Source organism: Leptospira selangorensis, assembly GCF_004769405.1.
GTDB lineage: Bacteria > Spirochaetota > Leptospiria > Leptospirales > Leptospiraceae > Leptospira_B > Leptospira_B selangorensis.
In genome coordinates this window covers 115,407-136,153 of record NZ_RQES01000018.1, presented here as the reverse complement: position 1 = coordinate 136,153, position 20,747 = coordinate 115,407, and the positions used below count along the sequence as shown (strand labels likewise).

Below are 20,747 nucleotides of genomic sequence, written 5' to 3'. Positions count from 1 at the left end.
ATTTTTAATTTCTACGGATAGAAAGAACTGGATTTAAGAATAGATCAGTCAGGATCTTTCTCTGGCTTGCATCAGGGATACGAGAAAGAAGTTGGTCCATCTTTCCTTTGATCTGAGCGAAATCCGGATATTCATCCATAACTCTTAGAATATGAGGCCAAGCTTTTTTCACAAGTTCAGCTACTGCAGGACTTGCGGTTCTTGCTTTATTCCAAGAAGCTTCTAATTGGTTTCTGATACGGAAAAAATCACGCCCTAGTTCCAGTACTTTTCTGAGTCTGGATTCTGAAAGACCTGTACGAGAACCAAGCTGACCTAAAGTCCCGTCCCATTCTACTACTTCTCCCCTGGATTCTTTCAAAAGAGAAGTTTGTAATTGAACAAGTGCATTTTCTTCTACTGGTAAAGAAGCGACCCAACGTTTATACTCTTCCAGTTGTCCTGCTTTTTGGAATACTCTCACCTTTCCGACTTGGTCCATATATTTAGAAAATGGAATACTTACTGGTGGTTCCGAGAAACTAGGAGAATCACCTCCAAAGTCCCCATCGAAATGAAGATCCTCTACATCGGAAAGAATATCTTCTCCCATTTGGACCGGAGAATCATCTTCTTCCAATTCTTCTACCTTCATGATCAAAGGTTTGCCGGAGAATAGTTCACCATATTTTTTTAATATTTCTTCTAGGATCGGAATTTCAGGTCCTTTGCGGACCGGAACCGGGATAGGTCTTGCGGCTGCACCGGCTGCCGCAGTTTCTCTTGCGACTTCTCCCAAGGCGGCAGCTTCTCTTTTTTTACCGCTAGAGATCTCTACCAGATAGATCATCCCTTCTTCTGCTTCGAATCTGTGTCCCGCAGGGAATGTAAATCCAAGTCCTTCTAATATCTCTTCAGATATCTTAGAATATTTTTTCTTACGGGGAGTTTGTTCTGCAGCGGACTCTTGTTCTATAAGTTTGGTTTTTACCTTATTTAAAGCACCCAGGAAGTTTCGATTCATATAAGAAGAAAGTTCTTGGGAACCCATTCCGAGGAATTGAGCGAACTGAGGAAGTTGATCAAAAAAATGATCCGTCTTTTGGACGTTGCTGGAAATATAAGAACGAAGTTTTATTTTAAGAGCTTCTTGTTCTTTGGCAGGAATTTTTTTAGCGGAGATCAACGTGCCGAAAAGTTGGATATGAGTATGAAAATAACTTAAAAATTCCCCATACGCTGTTAGAACGTATTCTCCATGGGAATTTTTTTCTATGACCTTTTTGTCTGCCATAATCCGGATTCGCAGTCAAGTTTTTACAACCCTAGACCGGAATTCAAGACAATTAAGTTACGAATCTTTCTTAAACGGTCTTAGGTAAAGTTTCTTCTGTAGGACTTCCGCTGATGATCCTGTATCTCAGGAATGTGTTGCAGGTCGCTTCTTCAGAATAACGAACCAGATCATAATCAGGGCGAGGAGAACGGAAAAAAGAAGAATGAGTCAGACGTTCTGTCACTTCTTTACGAATATGAGCTCTCGCTTCATTTCTTCTCATATAAACCGAAGGAACTACTATATCGTTCTTATAAGATAAAATATTATTTCTATAAATGGCCACGGTTAGGCGGATCCGGTAGGATTTATTTTCCGTTAGATCTTTAGGTTCCAGAAATTCCATGCGGGGGGCCTTTTATTTGAAAATCTTTCCAGACTTTCTATAACCAAAGTATCGGATTTTCCACCCCCCGATCTCAAATTTGGACCATAGAATTTTTTTACTTTTGAAAAATTAAAATCCTACCGATGAGCGACTTCACATTAAGGTAACATAACTCGATGGAGAGTCCATGGAGTTGCAAGGAAAGAAGAATCACCTGTGTCTGATACATAAAACGCCCCGGTAGAGATCTGGTTCGTAGGTATAGATATTTGATTCAACTCGGCAAAGTTGCCATCCCTCTTAAACACCTTATATCCATTATTAGAAGTTCCTTCTAAGGTATATAAATTCCCTGACTTATCCGTTGTGATCTGTAGGAATGGAGTCGTAGCTGATTGGACCAAATTATTCCATTCTAATGTATTGGAATTGAACTTAGAAATGGAAGTATGGATATCAGTATCGCCCATGCCGATCAGCATGTGATAAAAATTCCCGGCATAATCAGTCTCTAGTTCCACAGTGCTCATTATGAAAGATTCTCTATAAGAATTATCTAAATAATTCCCATCCCCTCCTCCATTGATAGAAGAGAAATTCAAATAAGTGAAACTATCTTCTTCTCCTAAATCCACATAATCACTGAATACTTTTCCGCCAGTCACAGCGATATTCGTAAAAGCAACGAATGAATTCGCAGGTAATGTCCGAGTAGTTACTCCGGTAAAATCCGTTTTAACTTTTATTAAAACCCTTGCATCCGAAGAATTTCTTCCTGAAATATATAAGAAGTCCCCATCAATCTCCAGATCACTTCCTTGGACTGAACGTCCTTGGAAAGCGGGCAAAACAAAACTAGAAAGATAAGCTCCATTCGGATTCAGCTTTGTGATCTGTTTTGTCGTATGAAGAATATAAAAATTCTTTTTATCGTCCCGAACAATTCTTAAAGGAGCAATTCCAACTAAACTTGGAGAACAATTGGAAAAGATAGGAGCAGAACAGGAAAGAATAGAAGATCTTTCCGTATCTACTGCAAAGACGTTTCCATTACGATTATCTGTTGCAATACTTTGGATCGTAGAAGGTCCTGCCGGATTAATTTTCATAGTCACCGAACCTCCGGACATTCCACTATGGAATCGAACTAGATAAGGTCCGTTATCCGGAAAAGTATTCTGTTGGATAGCAACAAGGATCTGTCCGCCACTCATAGTCATATCAATGATCTGGCCGACGGTAATTTGTTTGGATGCTAGTTGAACAGGAGTATCCCCGGTAATATCATATTGGAACAAATCAAAATTAGAATTGTCTGCTACTAACAGACTATTATCAGAAGGATGAATATAGATCGCATAAGGTTGTCTGAATGTTCCCGGTAGATCCCAAGTTTTGAGTAAATTCCCTGCAGAAGAATATTTAAAAATACGATCCGTGCCCGTATCGAAATTCGCTTCGCTAATATACAAATTGCCTAATGTATCCAAGGCAATATCCTTAGGAACGGAATCCGATGGAAGATCGATTAAACTTGTTTGGGTACAATCGGAATTCAATTCGAATACTTTCATTCCTACCAAAGCAAAGATACGATTAGAAACATCTACAACCATTGCCTTAGGAGAGATCCCAGTCCAAACACCGATCATATCCCCATTCACGTTCAGCAAATAGACATTTCCGCCGCTTGCAACAAGCACAGAATTCCCCCAAGAAGAAACCGAACTTGCTACTCCTGGAAAACCATTCTTAAATCTAGAATAAAGAGAAGTCCCTCCTCCTAGAGAATTCAATTTCGTAGAACAAGAAGAATTGAATGCAATTGTTCCAGTATCAAAAACGCTAATAGGAGAAACTTTACCTTCTAGATCCACAACTTGGACAGCATATTGAAATAAACTTTGAGAATCTGAAATTGGATCCGTAAAAACAGGATCAGTTACCGAACCGATTTGTTGGTAAGTGGATTCGAATACTAATTTTTTAAAAACTCTGTATTCCTGAGCAGGAACCGGATCCCAACGGATTTCCACCTTATCACTGAATACCGCATCAGACGCGCTCAACCATGTAGGAGTTCCAGCCTCCCCAGGTGGAGGATTTTCCGTGCCGGGAGAACCGGGAGAAATTGTAGCAAGAAGCGCGGATATAGGATCAATTCCTCCTCCTTCGGAAGAACATCCTACTAAAAAGGAAATATTAAAAACTAAAACAAGTAAAACTGACTTTTTCATAAATCTCGAAAAATATTAAAATTTTCTAATTTCCGCTTCCGGCGTTTTTCCCAATCAGCTCGTCCCTGGTGTATTTTTCCGAGTTATTTAAAATTTTCTCGGGGTCGTTCGGAATGAACGACACAAAACGGGGAACAAACGTCTGTTATACGGATTGATCGAATGCTTTGATCTCAAAACTTCGGACAAATCAGAACGTTATGTGTGTATGTGGATTCCCCGGCCAGTTAATAGCACAACAAACCGTGATTATTTTCTTTTTAGATTTTTTAATCTTCTCGGAAAAAAAGTGAGTAAAAGCTCAAAAATACTGTAACAATTGCTACAGCCAACCTTCTATCCAAAACATGTTCAAAAATCGGAATATAGACCGGCGTTCAAGAAAAAGTTTCAGAGACAGTATACATTCTTCTTTTTTGAGCCCAAGGAAGCCCCGGAAGTAAAAGAAGAATATAAGAGATGGGAAACGATTCGAAGATAATTTCTCCATGAAGGCTATTCATCTCCGTGATCCCTAAAAATTTAGAGATCATTATAAAAGAAATAAAGAAGGAAGAAAAAAGTATAAATGCAAAACCGATCGCGATCAGATGGCGGACCCAAATATTTTTCCAAACAAGTTTTGTATCCGTAAGTTTATGAAATTGAAAATTTACTTGGGTAGTACGAATGGAAAGAAGAAGTAAAAATAATGCCAGAAATATATTATTCCCACCACCCGCCGCAATCCCGAACCAAGTTAAGGTTGTACCGATAAGAATGATCAAAGAATAAATACAAAGAAGAATAACGGAAACCCTACTCCTGGAAAATCGTATCACCAATCCAAAAATAAAAATAAGAAGAACATCCATATAGAAGTTCCGAAAAGATCCCAAAAGAAAGGCGAAAAGAATACTCTGCAAAAACCCGATCAAAAACAGAATATAAGCGGAAAAATTTAATATAAACTCCGCCTCTCCCGGAGATTCTATCTTAGCAAAAAAACGTTTCAGGAATTTCATATCGGTTTCCAACAATCCTGCCTATTCCGCTTTTCCAGTCAATTTATTCAATTTGCCCGCCCTTTTGGCTGTTATATCTTGAGGTAAGATCCACTACAAATCCCCAAAAACCTTTCAGATTCGGGCTTAATCTGGAAAAATCCTAAATGACAAGTGATTCGGGCCCTTCTTAATGGAACTAGAGAGCACTCATGAACTTCCGATACAATCATTCTCCATTCTCTTACCAACGCCGTAGAACCAGAGAGGTAAAAGTTGGAGATGTTGGAATAGGCGGAAACAATCCGATCCGCATCCAATCCATGATCACTGCGGATACAAGAGACACAGAAAACTCAGTTAGACAAATTTTGGAATTAGAGGCTGCAGGTTGTGAGATCGTTCGATTGACTGTACCTTCTCAACCGGATGCGGATAACTTACCGAATATTCGTAAGGAACTTAAAAAGTTAGGAAGTAAAGTCCCTCTCGTTGCTGATATCCATTTTACCCCAAGCGTTGCTATGAAATCGGTAGAATGGGTGGAGAAGGTCCGCATCAATCCAGGTAACTTCGCTGATAAGAAAAAATTCGCGATCAGAGACTATACGGAACTTGAATACAAAGAAGAGTTGGAAAGAATTTCCGAAGTATTCAGTCCATTGGTACTTCGTTGCAAAGAACTGGGAGTCTCCATGAGGATTGGGACTAATCATGGTTCCTTATCTGATCGTATCATGAATAAATACGGAGACACACCGCAAGGAATGGTGGAATCTGCGATAGAATTTATCCGGATCGCAGAAAGTCTTTCTTATAAAGATATTATAGTAAGTATGAAAGCCTCCAACCCACAGGTGATGGTCCAGGCATATAGATTATTATGCAGTCGTTTCATGGAATTGCAGATGGACTATCCATTACATCTAGGAGTAACTGAAGCAGGAGACGGGAAAGACGGAAGGATCAAATCCGCAATCGGTATCGGCTCCCTATTAGAAGACGGATTAGGAGATACTATCCGAGTTTCCTTAACGGAAGATCCAATCCACGAAGTTCCAGTCGCAAGATTACTCGCGGACAAATATAATAAACTCAGATTTCCGGAAACACAAAGCCAAGGATATTCCGAATTCAGAAATCCTTATTCTTACCAAAGATTTTATAGCAGACCGATCCAAATAGGAAGTCTTCCTCTGGGAGAAAATCATGCAGTTCGGATCGAATCAGTATTACCTTTCGAATCCGAAAGCGGATTTTCGCAGGAACTATCCTCACTTAAAAGTTATGCAAGATCCAGATCCTTAGAATTGGAAATGGTTTCAGTACCACTTCCTTCCGATGAATTCCTAAGAGAAGAATGTATTTCTGCAATTAAATCTTCCTCGGTTCCAGTGGGGGTCATCGTAGAACAAAACGAATTATTACTCGAAGACGTATTAGAAGATCTGATCCCATTCCCTAAAGTAACAGTAGACCCATTCCATCATTTCCAAAACAGGGATTCTTTATTAGAATTTCTGCATAAAAGAGAAGGAAAAGGGATTACTGAACTAAATGTCCAGGCCTACCAAATCGAAAGCCTAAAAGGACTTCCTGAAGAATTTAAGAACGCAGGAATAGAATCAATAGCATTCTCCATACAAACTTTCCATATATTACACGATTACAGAAAATTAGCACGAATACTCAGCGATTTTGATTATCCTATTCTCCTAAGTACAGAATATCCGGACATGGAAACTGCATTATACGAATCTTCTATCGGAATCGGCGGAATGTTGACGGATGGGATCGGGGATATGCTTCGTATCAAAGTAATCGATAGTGAGCCCGAAGCAGTTCTACAACTCGGGTTTGATATACTACAAGCAACCAGATTAAGACTTACAAAAACGGAATATATCTCCTGCCCTTCTTGCGGACGAACCTTATTCGATCTACAAACCACAACTGCGCGAATCAAAGAAAAAACAGGTCATCTAAAAGGTGTTAAGATAGCTGTTATGGGCTGTATCGTAAACGGTCCCGGAGAGATGGCGGATGCGGATTTCGGTTACGTAGGTGCAGGCCCAGGTAAAGTCCATTTGTACCGTGGAAAAGAAATCGTACTTAAAAACGTCCCTTCCGAAGAAGCGGACGAAAGATTAGTCCAATTGATCAAAGACTCCGGAATGTGGATGGAGAGAGAATCAGTGGCCAGTGAAAATACTTTTTAGATCTTTCTTTTTCAAGAATTTCACAATAATTTAAATATCCCAATTGGGTAATAGATCCCGCCTAACGTAAAAATTCCAAACTTTCATAGGAAAGTCGGCCGATTTTCCCTATATTCTGTCTGCCATCCTTCCTTTAGGATATATCAACCTATAAGAATATTTTAAAATTGGAATTTCTCAAATGAAAAAGTACAGGTCCTTGTATATTCTATTCCTGACATCCTTAGTTCTATGGAATTGTGAAGTAGAACATAAAAATTATGATCTAGAAACTTCCGTTCTTTTAAGCCTAACAAGCGCTGCGAGTCCTGCAGCTTTCTCCTTTCAACTTCCAGATTCGAACCAGACAACTTGTTATGATACAAGCGGAGCAACGCGTGGATGTACAGGAACAGGCGAAGACGGAGAATTCACGAATATTCCAGCCCCATTTTCATTACAAATCCAAGATTCGGGTGAAACAATATTAGAAGAAAGTTCCGGTCTAACTTGGCAAAGATGTCCATTCGGAATGATTTGGAACGGAAGCACTTGTATCGGTTCCATCATCAATGTATATTGGCAGGTGGCGAACGCATATTGTAATTCTTTAACCACTGCAGGAAGAAGTTGGAGACTTCCTACTGCCAGAGAATCTGCTCTTTTCGGAGATCATTCCCAAACAAATCTATTATCTAGCACCTATTTCCCGAACGGACAAGCATCCGGAGGTTGGACATCCACACCTGCAGTGGGTTTTTTCGGAAGATACTTATTCTATTCCTACGGAGGTATTACTCCAATTGATGAGACTACAAACATGCCTATCCGTTGTGTATCTGGTCCTAAAACACCGAATGCAAGTTTCACGGATTTGGGAGACGGTACTTTACAAGAAACGAATACCGGACTTATAATTAAAAAATGTGCGTATGGACAGGCGGATGACTCTACTTGTACGGGAGCCGCAAGCCCATTAAATTGGCAGCAAGCATTAGATTATTGCAATAATCTAAACTTTGCATCGAGAACGGATTGGAGGCTTCCATCACATAGAGAATCCTTCTTTATTTCGGAGCCCTCGATCGGTAATTCGAATCTTCCACTTTCACTTTTCCCGAATAGTATACAAGCATCCATTGCATGGACAGGAACTACTGCCAATAACGCTCTAACGACTGCCCACGCTCAGATGGTCTACCAAATGTATAGTTATTCTAAGTCGGACACAAGTAATGTTCGCGCTCGTTGTGTGGCGGATCCTTGAGTTAAATTTCGCACAGAGTCCACCGAGAACACAGAGATTTGATTAGATGTAGGAATTCCTACATGACACTCCGTGTTCTCAGCGATCTCTGTGTAAAACTCTTCTCTATAACTCGTTCGCTTCTACGATAATAAAGTTAGGAGAAACCTGTCTCAACTTCTTAGCGGAATATTTACCCTTGTCTTGAAACGCTTTCTGTTTCCAAACCTGAGTAGAAAATTCCGTTTTAGAATTTTTGATCTTATCGTAGAAATGATCCGCTATTTTTTGTTTACCCAAAACTGACTGAGTTCTCGCCAGCCACAACGCACTTTGCTGCTTTCTGAAAGAAGAAGTCTCTAAACTTTCCGCTTGCTCCAATAAGAACGCGGCCTTATTCAGATTTCCTTTTTCCAGATATAAAATCGCTTCTAAGAATAGGATAGAAGGATCCTTTCCTATAAATTCTTCGTTCGCCTTCTGCAATTCCAGAAGAATATCATCAATTCCGCCCATACTTGGATCGTCATTGATAAGCATTGCTTTTTTATAATGTTGAATCGCAGATCCCACCTTAAGATTTTTAGACTTCGGAACCCTCTTCACTTTTCCTTTTTTGGAATCAGAAAGATCCAAAAGTTTATAACCAGGTTCGCCCCAAGCCATTGGAATTTCCACATAAGGGCCGCTACTAGTAGGAGCAGTACCGACGGAGACAAAAATTTTACGAGCTTCTGCACTCATCACTACCGACTTAACCGAAGTGATCTGACGGATCGTGGAACCCATTGTACGGACTTCTCCGCTCGAGCAATCGATAGTATCGTCCAAAAGATTCTGAAGATCTACAACACTGGTTCCCTTTTTTTTCTTTTGGGAAGATAGAAGTTGTTCTGCTCTATCAAAACGACTAATACAATGATGATAAAAAACGGGAGCTGCCATAATCTCCCCTTCTTGTAACTTTTCACTTTGGTAATGGTTTGTATTAACAATATGATCTTTTCCTAAATTAGGATAAACCACATCCACATTTCCGTAATTTGTCTCTATGATCGCAGCCTTCGGTCCCTTCTCCTTATGATTTGTAATGATCATACCCCAAGTAGAATTGATCTTATGTTTTTTAGCGATACTCACCGCTTCTTCGATAGATCTTGCTTCTGAGATAATTTTATGACCGAAATCGATCACTCCCAAACCGTTAAAGCCTATCTTTTTATGAAAGCGAGTATGGAATGCGATTGTAAGGCCTGCCTCATTGAAAGCGGTGATCCCGGGAACATCCGCACCCCTACATGCAATATAACCATAACGTAAACCTTTTTCAGGAGTACAGAAAACAACGATCGGGCGTTTATCCCAAACTTCTACACCTGGAAAATCGAAATTGCGCGCATGATATAATTTGCCGTCCTGACTTTGATCTCCCCAAACGGCGACACTCGTACAAGCCGGAATCATTTGAGGACTTCTGCCCGGACTCATATGTGCTAGCTCAGGAAGAAGCTGGATCATACCCAAAAATCCAACGGAGTTCTGGAAGGAATCCATTGTGAAAAGTTCTTTCTCTAATTTCGCAGAACGACCCGCAGAAGTTAAAGCAGCAATTGTCCTCGCAGAAAATTCAGAAGGCCTATGCTTCATCATTCTTCTAGACATCCAATTCACCAGAAGAGAAGTAACACCCTTCGCTAAAAAATTCCGATTGCTACGAGGCAAACTCCCCAATAGAAGATTGCGGGCCATCACAGGATAAAAATCAAAGATCGGCTCGAACTGCCCGATCTCATTCATAATCTCGCCAAATTGTCTTCCCATCTCTTCTTGGGAACCCTTGAGCTGTAGTACTGCTAATGGATATGTTTCCGAATTCATGGGCCAATCTTAACAGATATTCGAATAGTCATCGACCGCCTCCATAGGTTCGGATAGCCGAACTTATCGGATCGGACTTGTTGTGCCGCTTTTTGACGCGAAAGCGAGTTGCAGAATGTCGGCAGGAGAATCAAATAGCATCCGGCTCAAAAAGCCATCTATGGAATACCTACATATATTTTTACTGAAATTCCTGCAATTTGGGGCCGGAGCCGCATTTATATACGCCTATCTGGAAATTATCCGTCCAGGTTCCGGGAATCGGATCTTGGTGCTTATAATGATCCTAACTGGGACGATCCTACTCAGATACTCCTGGTATCTACAGGATGATCTATTAGAATTTCCTTATCTATTTATATTCTTACACACAAGCGTATTATCCGTAGGGCCGCTGATCTACACCTATATCCGTTCCTTCTTAGCGACAGAAGAAGAAAGCCCGAAAGAAAAACTCATCCGCTATGGACTACATTTTTCACCGGTGATCTTATTCACCGTTTTTGAATGTATTTTCTTTTCCCAAGATAGCTCGAAATTGAAAGCTCAGGTAATACAGGGAGCCAAAGAATTCAGGTTAGATTGGGCTCACTTGGGAAGTTTTATCGCAAGTATCCAGGTCTCCATTTATTCACTGTTCTGCCTGTATCTTTATCATAAAGTTAGCAGAAGATATGAAATGTACGAGTTAAAACTGGTATGGTTCTTACTACTTCTACCGGTATTCGCAAATAGTTTTATAGGAACCGCCTATTTCCTAAAAAACAAATATTTGTTCGAGTTAGGGGCCTCCCTTATCTGCGTAATGGTGCTTCTACTCTTCTTGGTCAGAGAAAGGCACCCTGGATTTTTTAATGAGATCAGTGAAGTTATCCAAAGTGCAAAATACCAAAATACCCCACTTCTCTCCAAAGAAATAGAAGTGGCAAATTCCAAACTTAAGGAATTATTAGAAACTAGAAACTTATATAGAGATAGCGAATTGAGACTTGTGGACCTAGCGGCCGAACTTGGATTAAATTTGCACCAAACTTCCAGATACTTAAACGAAGTTCACAAAATGAATTTTTACGAACTAATCAATCGGTATAGAGTACAAGAAGCCTGCAAACGTTTGGTGGAAGAATCCGATAGTTCGGTTTTAGATATCGCATTCGCAGTGGGTTTTAATTCTAAATCCACCTTTCATTCTCAGTTTGTAAAGTTTATTGGAATGTCGCCTGCTCTGTATAGAAAACAGAAAGGGAATCCAAACAAGTCCTAAAAAACTGCAGAAATCCCGAAATAATATCCCCGGATCTTCTCCCTTCCCGAATCAGGAGTCTGGGGATAAATATTAATCGCATCCGTAAATTGATAATAAGTAACGTACTGATCCGAATAATTTTTATATGAAAAATTAGACCTATTATAGTTATAGCCGAAGTACAATTTATATTTTTCAAAAAAGATATAAGAAAAGGAAATATCAAGTTCGGAACCCCTAAACACTCCCATAGTATTATGATGAGAGTATTCTTTATATAAAAAAGCGAATTCCTCAAAACTTGATCCTGTCCATTCTAAGAACGTATCATAACCTTGCCAGCTAAGGCTCCTACGCCCTTCCGTATAATAAAATTCCAAACTCAAATTCAAATAAAGAGAATCATATAAACGTAAATTACTTTTGATCGCAACCTGAGGACCTAATGTATGGATTTTTTCCGAGCCAATTCCGGATAAACTTCCGGACCACATATTAGTATCTATCTTTCTTAATCCGGCTCCGAAATATAATTTTTCTCCGAACGGAGTCAGAGCATAAGACAAATAGTTTAACTTGTAATCGTTTCTTTCTAAATCAGAGACATCTCTTCTTCTAAAACCATAACCGGCATCATTCCCATAAATATAATAATAGTGAGCCTTTGTGAGAGCATTTTGGGAAAATAAGAACTCTACCCCATACTTTTTTTCTTCATCTATAAATTTGAAATACAGAGGATAAATAGTCCTAATGTTTCCAGTCAGATTAAAATCTCGATTTACCTGTTGTTGTGCAATATTTGCGTTCGATTGGTATATGTACGGATCATATTCTGATTTCATGATCCTGAAGCCCAGCTCTGAAATTTTTTTAGAAGAAGATGGAGTTTTGTTCGGTTCTGGAACCTGATTAGTATTTTCAGATCCTTGGACCGAAGGATTCGTATTTACGGGATTCGTAGGAGATTCCTGAGAAAATAAAGATGTAGTAAGTAATAATATTGTAATAAAATAAATCAATTTCACGAGAAGTGATTCAACCTTCCAACTAACACGTTACTCTCCTTGGCGAATGGCGTCGGAGTTAAGACATATTTTTTAAAGGAAGTCGGCTGACAAGAAAGAATATCATTCAGAATACTTCTCCTATTTGGGTGATCATTTTTAATTGTTAAACGAAATGAGAAAAACTTCCGAATAGAACGATTTTCCATTAGTCCAAAAATACGCCAAATTGACAGTATTAAATTTTTCCTGAAATTTTCAGTCCGGCGGTCTTTTTATAAAAAATAATTGACTATTGGCATATTATTTATAGTCCAATGGTATATTAATTAATGAGGTAGGAACTCATGCAAAAAGTATTGGTAACCGGTGCGAGCGGGCACCTGGGTTTTTCTTTAGTAAAACTTCTTCAGGAAAGGGGTTATGAGGTAACAGCTGCGGTTAGAGATGCAAACGACTCTAAAAAAACTGCTAACCTTAAAAAGTTAGGAGTGAAGTTAGTCTCCGCCGATTTGGGTGATAGAGAATCTCTTCGTAAAGCGCTCCAAGGACAGGATGGCCTCTTCCAAGTGGCGGCGGCCTTCAATCTAACCGCCAAAGATCCTCAAAAAGAAGTTGTGGAACCGAATATAAACGGGACCAGAAACGTTTTGGAAGAAGCACATAAGGCTGGGATCAAAAAGGTAGTATACACATCCAGTATCGCTGCTGTGGGAACAATTGCGGAAGGAGAATCTCCTCTGAACGAATCCACATGGAATGATTCCGCAAAAGAACCTTATGCGATTTCCAAAACCCAATCCGAAAAATTGGCTTGGGAGATTTCTAAAAAATTAGGTTTGAATCTAGTGACTGTTCTTCCTGGAACTATCTTAGGACCACAGTTCACCCAACCTACTTCTTCCTTAAAGTTGATACAGGACATTTTAAAAGGGCAACTTCCATTCGCACCTAAGATGACTTTTTCTTACGTGGATGTCAGAGATGTTGCGATGGCACATATCATGGCTTATGAAAATCCTTCTGCACAAGGAAGATATATTGCAACCGGGGAAACTCTTTCCGTTTCTCAAGTTTGTAAACTAGTCAAAGAGATCCATCCTAAGGCAAAAACAACCGGAAAGGAACTCCCTTCCTTTATCGTTCGAGTCATGCCTTACCTGGATGCCTTCAAACATGCAGTCACAGGTTTAGACAGACAGATCAATTTCGAGATAGTACAAGATTATCTGCAAAGAAAACAAGAATACAATTCGGATCGACTGTCGAAAGAATTCCAATGGAAACCTATGCCTGTCAAAAAATCACTCCAAGAGACGGTTGACTGGATGTTGTCCGCTGCCGTATAGTTTCCTGAGAGTGGATAAAAAAAGAGCCAGAAGGCCGGAAGAAAAGGAAATACGCAAGCAGTCCATCGTGGCTGCCTTGCGGGAACTTCTGGTAAAACAAAAACATCCTCTACCTAGCACCCAGGAGATCGCGGAAGCCGCAGGAGTCACCAAGGGTGTGATCTATTTTTATTTCAAGACCAGGGAAGAAATTTTTCTCACACTTCATTTGCAAGAAACTGAATCCTTTTTTAAGGAAATGGGCGAACTATTGCAAGGTCCTGAATATTCTTTAGCCAAGCTAAAAGAAAAGATCATTCATCAGTTTTCACAGAACGAAATTTTCATGTTTGTAGGATTGATCATTCCCGGAATTTTAGAAAGTAATGTGGACCAAGACTTTTTGTACGAATTCAAAAAGAATACTTCGGATGGAATGGACGAACTAGCGAGGATCTGGCTTTCCAGAGAAACCGGACTTACAATCGTAAACGCCAGAAAATTTATATTACGTTTTTACTTTTTAGGCCTAATGCTTTGGCAACATCATAACCCGCCCAAAGAAGTGAAGGAAGCATTTTTGAACAAAAATCTTTGGCTTTTAGAAGGAGAGCTCGACCAAACACTTTCGGAATCCTTCGATTGGCTTTGGAAAGGAATGAATTCTTAAAAGAGAAGACCGGCAGCGCACTGACCAAGGAATTTCTACCGCGCTGCCGATCCGAGTTAATTCGCTTTCTATTTTGTGCAAGGTTCCACTTGGAACTTCTCTCTGCTGACAACACTAACGTTCGGCACCGGCAATACAGGCATAAAAATTTTAAATATGGAAAAATGTTCTTATCCCAAATTGAATATAGAAAGTATCTTATATTCCAAATTGGATATTCGTTTTTAGAAAAAAGGTAGCTATGAATTTCATAAAATATTCATAAATTATAATATTATTTGGGAATGAAATTTTTTATCCCGGAATGTTCCCAGAGAATTCTTTTGATCTCCAGAATTGTAGGCATATGATCTTGGACAGAATGATCCGAATCTATCAAAAGTTCGGATTCCGCTCCATCTATATGAGAACTATCATAAGAAACTACGGAATCATTGATCCATTCCAAATCCCTAAACTTAGAATTTCCTATGATAGAATGAAAAGGAACCTCAGGTTTTAATTCTCCGGTGACTTTCATGAACAGACTATTTGGAGAAAGTCCATCTACTCCATAGGTTTCCGGAAGAATAGATTCTTCTTCGGAATCTGAGGTTAGAAATTTGTAGGCCTTTCCTATATTATGAAGAGCACCTTTTGGAAGTACGAATAAGATCCTTGCGATAGAAGCTAAAAATCCTTCGGCAAGATTGGACCCTCTATGCGGTGTCGCAATGAACACCACCCTTTTTACAAACGGTAACGGTTTGAATTCGAATACTCTTTTTACTTCTAACTTTGACTCTGAGTTAAGTGATTCGAATTTTTCGGAAGAAACATTCGCAACTTTCATCCAATCTTCTTTTTTACTCCTGGTTACCATTAGTTTGGATAGAAGTCCACCCATACTATGGCCCACAATCATCATCTTATCGAAAGAGGAATCTTCTCCTTTCGGATCATAAGTTTTTCGTAAATCTCTAAGTGTATCCCTAAAATCCGCGGCGGAAATCGTGATCGGATTTCCTGTAGGGTACCAATATACCCAGAACTGATAGTTATCCTTGATCTTAGGATCCGCCAAAAGTTCGTTGATCATTGGAAACCAAATAAAAGGAGAAGAAGCAAGCCCATGCACAAACACCACTGGGATTTTTCCTTTTCTGTATGGGTATACTAGATAGAGGCCCTTTCTTTCTAAGGCCACCTCTCCGTCGAACTTCGCAAAAAATCCGTCTCTCTTTTCCGCCCCTGACAACATATACGCCAAAGGAGTGGTCGTATCACTTTCCATCGGCAAATCCAATCCGGAAAATTGGACACGGTCCCTATGCACAGGATCGTATAGATGTATAACTGCCTTTAAAGTTAAATTACGATTTTCTAAATAAGACTCTTCCAGGGTCAGAAGAGCCGTCCCGGGATATGCCTGGCCTACTCCGGCTACGAATTCGTATTTTCTTCTTTCTTCCGGTTCTTTTTCAGGATGTTTTCTAATTAGGATAAGAGGAGTTCCTATCCCGAATTTACTGATTTGGTTGGAGAATCCCGCATTTTTATAATCGTAAGCGACTTCGACCTCTAAGAAGTTTTTTGGAGTCCAGGCCGTCTCCACTTCTGCCCTGGTCATGGAGAGTGCGCCTCTTATGAGCGGAAGGTTTAGATCGGTTAGATTCGCGAGTTTCCTATTCCTTTTGGCAAATCGAACCAATTGTGCGAGTGATCTATTATATGTTTCTAATGCAAATCTAAATTCCATGGAGAATGGATCCGCTGCAGGGATAGCTTTTTTATCGAATAGATACGTATATGAATATACTAAGGAAGAAGCAAACATCCTTGCGAACATCGGGTCTTCCAGGTCCAATTCGGATCCTACATGATAACATAATTCGGAAAGATAATACGCGAGCTCTCTGGTTTTTAATGCAACCAATCTGTTATCAAGATCGTAGATGACTACTCTGGGGGCTTCCTGGTATCTTTTGTATAGATCATTACTTTTTAAAAATCTGGTCGTAATTAGGCTTAGCTCTTCGGAAGAAATTGCATTTGCTCGAACACTACGTATCTGTTCGTATTTGGAATAAGAAATTGTGGAATACGTTGCAGAACTGCATCCGATCAAGAACGCGGTCGAAAATAAGAAGACAAGGATGCCTTTTGAAAAGCGGATCACTTTCTCTAAAGAACTTGTTTTAGATAAAATGCAATCTCTTATTTAGGTAAGTTTACAAGATCTCGGATTCATCTAATCTCGTTTTAAATATGTATAGATGATCTTGCCTGAACGATTTAAGATCCCTTGGTAAACCAAATGTTCTTTTGTAAATTCTACTTTTGCTAAATTTCCACGAAAATATTGTGCATTGATAAATCTTACTGTTCCAAGCGGATTTCCCTTAGTATCCAGAAATTCAATATGATAGGACGGGTCTTTTAGGGGGACGAGCGCAAATCCGGATTTATATTGTAATGGCAAATAACAAACTGAGTTTTGTCTATCCTTGTCAGTGACAGGACTATGTTCGTAAATAAAAAGTTTATTCAGATCCGGAAACGGTTTCTCCCAAACGATCTCGAATTTTTCATTCAAAACTCCGAAAGAACGATCCTTATAGAAAAAAGAAAATCCTTCCGAAAATATGGATACTAATCTTACGCCTGTAGGTAGATCTTTCCATTTTCCATCTAAACTATAATAGCGGATCTCTTTGTTTGGGCCGGAAATAACCGGAAAAGGTCCTTCCCCCATGCCACAAGGAGCTTCCGATCCTATCGGCAGAATACTTTTTCCTTCTAGATCGATGATTGTAATTTGATTTTCTTTGTTATGAATTTTGGCGGTGTTGTTCTTAAAATCATCTACTCGGATAAAATCCCCGCCTAATTTTTTTTCTCCGTTCGAATCTAAATAACCGCAATCCCTTATGTGTTGTACGCAGTATGCGATTCTTCCCTCGGATTCATATCCTAAAATAGGATATTCCGGTTTTACAATGATCCTACCGTTCAAATCCATCATTCCGAATCGTCCGTCTTTTCGGATTTTGATCTTTTCGTTTTTCACCCCGATGTATTCGTATCCGGACGGTAGCTTTCTAATTTCCTTCCCTTTCTGATCGATAAGTGAGTGTGAATAATCCCTTCCGTACACCACAGCCATATCAGATTCGAAATCAGAACATTTATAATAGGTTTTAAATTTAAAATTCCCTTCTTCGTCAATGTATCTACATAAGTTCCCTCCTACCGGCACAGGCATAAGAGAGGGAATTTTTTCTTCCGCGCTTAAAACTCCTTGAACAAGGAAAAATATAAGAAGTGCCCGGATCATATTTAATATAATCCAAATAAACCCGAAATAAGACAATGTTCTTGAATTTAGATTAGAAATTTTTTAATTTCTAATCTTAGCGGCTTAGCGTGAGCTTTATTATTCTATAGGAGCAAGATCTGCGAGGGTGAGATCTTCGATTGTGTGAGGATATCCTTCTCGATCATTATATAGGACGGAAACTTTGTCTCCATTGATCTCTTGGATCTCCACTTGAGCGCCGGTGAGTACGATCACTCCTTTTAAAAGAAAACTTCTTTTAGTTAGTTTAGCTTTATCACCCGGCTTCATGTTTCTCCATATAGATATCTTTTCCTTCCTTCTTCATGGAAGAGAAAATATGTATTTGTCTTTGGTCCACTCTGGTGCCTATATCATAGACTGCGTCCGTAAAGTCCGCACCCTCTATCTTGGCCCCCGCGAGTTTTGCCCAACGTAAATCCGCACCTTTTAGATTGGCGCCTGTTAGGTCCGCTCCATTCAAGAAGGCTCCACGAAGTCGTGCACCTTCAAAATTGGCTCCTGCAAAATTACAGTTGGTTAAGAATGCGTTGTTTAAGTTTGCTCCGGAGAAATCCACTCCATGTAGATCTTCTTTTTCTAATATGATAGAAGATAAGTCCTGACCTTTTAGGCTTCCGGTTTCCGCAAGAATCTCTTTTGCTTTTGCGGCAGTGATCCTTCTTTCTTTCGGAACTCCTGCTCCGGTTTCGTAATCATGGATTGCTTGTTGGAGTGCTGCTACTGCAGACTCAGGATAATTTTTACGACGCTCAGGAAACTCGAATTGTTTTTCGACGTCGTCGGTGGTGACGTTTTTCAATTCGTCTATGGTTTTTCCCTTAGCGATCTCTGTGGCCATTGCAAGTGCAACGATCCCGAATCCACAACCTGTGGTAGTATAACTTGCATCAGTGACTTTTCTGTTATCGTCTATTTTAAGATAGATACGATATCCGTCTCCACAACCTACGTTTCTATAGTTGGAAACGACTGTGGCGTCTTCCATTTCTCTATAGTTCAACCTTTGGTCGTTGATTTCTTTATATCTGTTAAAATCCATTACTGACATGATAATTGCCTTTCTTAGATTAGACTTTGTTGATAGAGCAGGAAAGCACTTTTAAGCGGGAAGATTTCTTTTTTGATCGCGTCAGGGATCCGAAGAGTGCGTAGCAGTCGCGAAGCGACCGGAGCGCAAGCGCAGCTCGGAGGAGCCCGACCTTTGCGAAAGCAAAGGGGACGCCCCCAAACCTAAAATCCCGATTAGGAGATTTTGTATTTTTTCTTGAACTTGTCTACTCGACCGGTTGTATCCAGAATTTTGGATTTTCCGGTGAAGTATGGGTGGCAGTTGGAGCAAATTTCCACGTGGATGTCTCCGACCGTAGTGCGAGTCTCGTAAACCGCCCCACAAGCGCAGCGAATTTTGGCGTCAGCGTATTTAGGATGAATGTCTGTTTTCATGTTGTCCCCTTTTCCAAAATCTTATTAGGCGTTCATACTGCCCAAGAAGCTCTCGTTAGTCTTAGACTGTCTCATCTTCTCGAGTAATAATTCCATGCTTTCTGTGATGCTCATGGGAGAAAGCACTTTTCGGAGCACAAAGACCTTCTGGAGGGTTTCCTTAGGTAGTAGGAGCTCCTCTTTTCTGGTTCCGGACTTATTGATGTCGATCGCAGGGAAAATCCTCTTGTCGGAGAGTTTTCTGTCCAAATGGATTTCCATATTACCGGTACCTTTGAACTCTTCGAAGATCACCTCGTCCATTTTGGATCCGGTGTCTACGAGCGCTGTTGCGATAATCGTCAAAGATCCGCCCTCTTCGATATTTCGAGCGGCTCCGAAGAATCTTTTCGGTTTGTGAAGTGCATTCGAGTCCACACCACCGGAGAGTATTTTTCCGGATGTTGGGATGACCTGGTTATAAGCACGAGCCAAACGGGTGATGGAGTCGAGTAGAATGACCACGTCTCTTCCGTGTTCCACGAGGCGTTTTGCTTTTTCGATGACCATCTCTGCAACTTGGACGTGGCGAGTAGCAGGTTCGTCGAATGTAGAAGATACTACCTCTCCCCTTACGTTACGGGCCATGTCTGTTACTTCTTCCGGACGCTCGTCTATGAGTAGTACGATGAGTGTAACTTCAGGGTGGTTGCTTGTGATCGCGTTTGCGACATTTTGCATCAGAATGGTTTTACCAGTTCTTGGAGGGGCTACGATGAGTGCTCTCTGTCCTTTTCCGATCGGGCACATTAAATCTACGATCCTTGTATCTAGTTGAGAAGGGTCATGCTCCATTCTCAATCTTTCATTCGGATATAACGGAGTTAAGTTATCGAATAAGGCACGTTTGCTTGCTACATCAGGAGTGTATCCGTTTACGGTTTCCACTCGGAGCATAGCAAAGAATCTTTCGGATTCTTTTGGAGGTCGGATCTGACCTTCGACAGTGTCTCCCGTTCTGAGTCCGAATAATTTGATCTGGGAAGGAGATACGTAAATATCATCCGGTCCCGGAACGTAATTATAATCCGGAGATCTAAGGAAACCATATCCGTCCGGAAGTCTTTCCATAACGCCGGCCGCATGGACCTGACCTTCTCTCTCCGCCTGGGCTTGTAGGATGGCGAATATTAAGTTTTGCTTTTTTAGTCCGCCTGTGTTCTCTACGCCAAGGTTCTTAGCGACTTCGATCAGTTCTGCAATGGATGTTTTTTTAAGCGCTACTAAATCAATAGGAGCAGGTGTAGGTCCCTCGTAGGAACCACGACGTCTTTTTCTGGAACGGATCTCCGCTGTTTCCGGATCATCTTCCGGTAAATTCGGTTCTTCTTCGTTATTATCGTTTTGTGCGTCGTTATTGTTGTTTTGATAGTTGTTTCGGGGCTTGGAGTCTCGTCTTGGATTGGCCATGGAATACCGTTATTGGATTTGGAAGGAGGACCTTCCTGTATTCATTTTTTATTCGATTAAGAGCGGGTTTTGAAGGATC

At 40.3% G+C, this 20,747-nt stretch carries 17 protein-coding genes; 5 read left to right on the top strand and 12 right to left on the bottom strand.

What is annotated here, in order from left to right; all coding sequences use genetic code 11:
* Positions 1-4: 4 nt before the first annotated feature.
* From EHO58_RS13090 to EHO58_RS13075, 4 genes are all read right to left on the bottom strand, one after another.
* The gene (locus EHO58_RS13090) at positions 5-1,273 is read right to left on the bottom strand and encodes a hypothetical protein (protein ID WP_135625941.1); all 1,269 of its coding nucleotides are present in this window, start codon (positions 1,271-1,273) and stop codon (positions 5-7) included.
* A gap of 70 nt (positions 1,274-1,343) precedes the next feature.
* Positions 1,344-1,661, bottom strand: coding sequence for a hypothetical protein (locus EHO58_RS13085; protein WP_135625940.1), 318 nt, complete (start codon positions 1,659-1,661; stop codon positions 1,344-1,346).
* Between the two features lie 140 nt (positions 1,662-1,801).
* The gene (locus EHO58_RS13080) at positions 1,802-3,880 is read right to left on the bottom strand and encodes an NHL repeat-containing protein (RefSeq protein WP_135680235.1); all 2,079 of its coding nucleotides are present in this window, start codon (positions 3,878-3,880) and stop codon (positions 1,802-1,804) included.
* Positions 3,881-4,257: 377 nt separating this feature from the next.
* Positions 4,258-4,884, bottom strand: coding sequence for a hypothetical protein (locus EHO58_RS13075; protein WP_244241172.1), 627 nt, complete (start codon positions 4,882-4,884; stop codon positions 4,258-4,260).
* Between the two features lie 191 nt (positions 4,885-5,075).
* Between EHO58_RS13075 and ispG the strand changes: the two genes are divergently transcribed.
* Together ispG and EHO58_RS13065 are read left to right on the top strand one after the other, a co-directional pair.
* Positions 5,076-7,082 carry a (E)-4-hydroxy-3-methylbut-2-enyl-diphosphate synthase gene (gene ispG / locus EHO58_RS13070; protein ID WP_135680233.1) on the top strand — a complete coding sequence of 669 codons (2,007 nt, stop codon included), beginning with the start codon at positions 5,076-5,078 and terminating at the stop codon, positions 7,080-7,082.
* A 181-nt stretch (positions 7,083-7,263) separates the two neighbouring features.
* The gene (locus EHO58_RS13065) at positions 7,264-8,328 is read left to right on the top strand and encodes an Lcl C-terminal domain-containing protein (protein WP_135680232.1); all 1,065 of its coding nucleotides are present in this window, start codon (positions 7,264-7,266) and stop codon (positions 8,326-8,328) included.
* Positions 8,329-8,433: 105 nt separating this feature from the next.
* Here the strand turns inward: EHO58_RS13065 and EHO58_RS13060 are convergent, their stop codons facing one another.
* Entirely contained in the window at positions 8,434-10,185 is a 1,752-nt protein-coding gene (locus tag EHO58_RS13060) for a C45 family autoproteolytic acyltransferase/hydrolase (RefSeq protein WP_135680231.1), read from the bottom strand.
* A 160-nt stretch (positions 10,186-10,345) separates the two neighbouring features.
* Here EHO58_RS13060 and EHO58_RS13055 point away from each other — a divergent pair, with 160 nt between their 5' ends.
* Positions 10,346-11,449: an AraC family transcriptional regulator gene (locus EHO58_RS13055; protein ID WP_135680230.1), complete on the top strand. Its 1,104-nt coding sequence runs from the start codon at positions 10,346-10,348 to the stop codon at positions 11,447-11,449.
* Here EHO58_RS13055 and EHO58_RS13050 read toward each other — a convergent pair.
* Positions 11,446-12,459: a hypothetical protein gene (locus tag EHO58_RS13050; protein ID WP_135680229.1), complete on the bottom strand. Its 1,014-nt coding sequence runs from the start codon at positions 12,457-12,459 to the stop codon at positions 11,446-11,448. The genes EHO58_RS13055 and EHO58_RS13050 overlap by 4 nt on opposite strands.
* A 326-nt stretch (positions 12,460-12,785) precedes the next feature.
* Between EHO58_RS13050 and EHO58_RS13045 the strand changes: the two genes are divergently transcribed.
* Both EHO58_RS13045 and EHO58_RS13040 read left to right on the top strand, forming a co-directional pair.
* Entirely contained in the window at positions 12,786-13,787 is a 1,002-nt protein-coding gene (locus EHO58_RS13045) for an SDR family NAD(P)-dependent oxidoreductase (protein ID WP_135680228.1), read from the top strand.
* Between the two features lie 10 nt (positions 13,788-13,797).
* Positions 13,798-14,436 carry a TetR/AcrR family transcriptional regulator gene (locus EHO58_RS13040; RefSeq protein ID WP_135625931.1) on the top strand — a complete coding sequence of 213 codons (639 nt, stop codon included), beginning with the start codon at positions 13,798-13,800 and terminating at the stop codon, positions 14,434-14,436.
* A gap of 274 nt (positions 14,437-14,710) precedes the next feature.
* On the opposite strand, the gene EHO58_RS13035 is transcribed toward EHO58_RS13040, so the two are convergent.
* The 6 genes from EHO58_RS13035 to rho form a co-directional block, all read right to left on the bottom strand.
* Positions 14,711-16,573 carry an esterase/lipase family protein gene (locus tag EHO58_RS13035; protein ID WP_135680479.1) on the bottom strand — a complete coding sequence of 621 codons (1,863 nt, stop codon included), beginning with the start codon at positions 16,571-16,573 and terminating at the stop codon, positions 14,711-14,713.
* A gap of 93 nt (positions 16,574-16,666) precedes the next feature.
* Positions 16,667-17,752, bottom strand: a complete 1,086-nt coding sequence (locus tag EHO58_RS13030; RefSeq protein WP_135680227.1) for a hypothetical protein — start codon at positions 17,750-17,752, stop codon at positions 16,667-16,669.
* A gap of 99 nt (positions 17,753-17,851) precedes the next feature.
* On the bottom strand, positions 17,852-18,043 hold the full coding sequence (locus EHO58_RS13025; RefSeq protein ID WP_008592353.1) for a hypothetical protein: 192 nt from the start codon (positions 18,041-18,043) through the stop codon (positions 17,852-17,854).
* Positions 18,030-18,824: a pentapeptide repeat-containing protein gene (locus EHO58_RS13020; RefSeq protein ID WP_135625929.1), complete on the bottom strand. Its 795-nt coding sequence runs from the start codon at positions 18,822-18,824 to the stop codon at positions 18,030-18,032. Before EHO58_RS13020 ends, EHO58_RS13025 begins: the two co-directional genes overlap by 14 nt.
* A 194-nt stretch (positions 18,825-19,018) precedes the next feature.
* Positions 19,019-19,219, bottom strand: a complete 201-nt coding sequence (gene rpmE / locus EHO58_RS13015; protein ID WP_008592280.1) for a 50S ribosomal protein L31 — start codon at positions 19,217-19,219, stop codon at positions 19,019-19,021.
* Between the two features lie 24 nt (positions 19,220-19,243).
* Positions 19,244-20,668, bottom strand: a complete 1,425-nt coding sequence (rho, locus tag EHO58_RS13010) for a transcription termination factor Rho (RefSeq protein ID WP_100709345.1) — start codon at positions 20,666-20,668, stop codon at positions 19,244-19,246.
* Between the last annotated feature and the right edge of the window lie 79 nt (positions 20,669-20,747).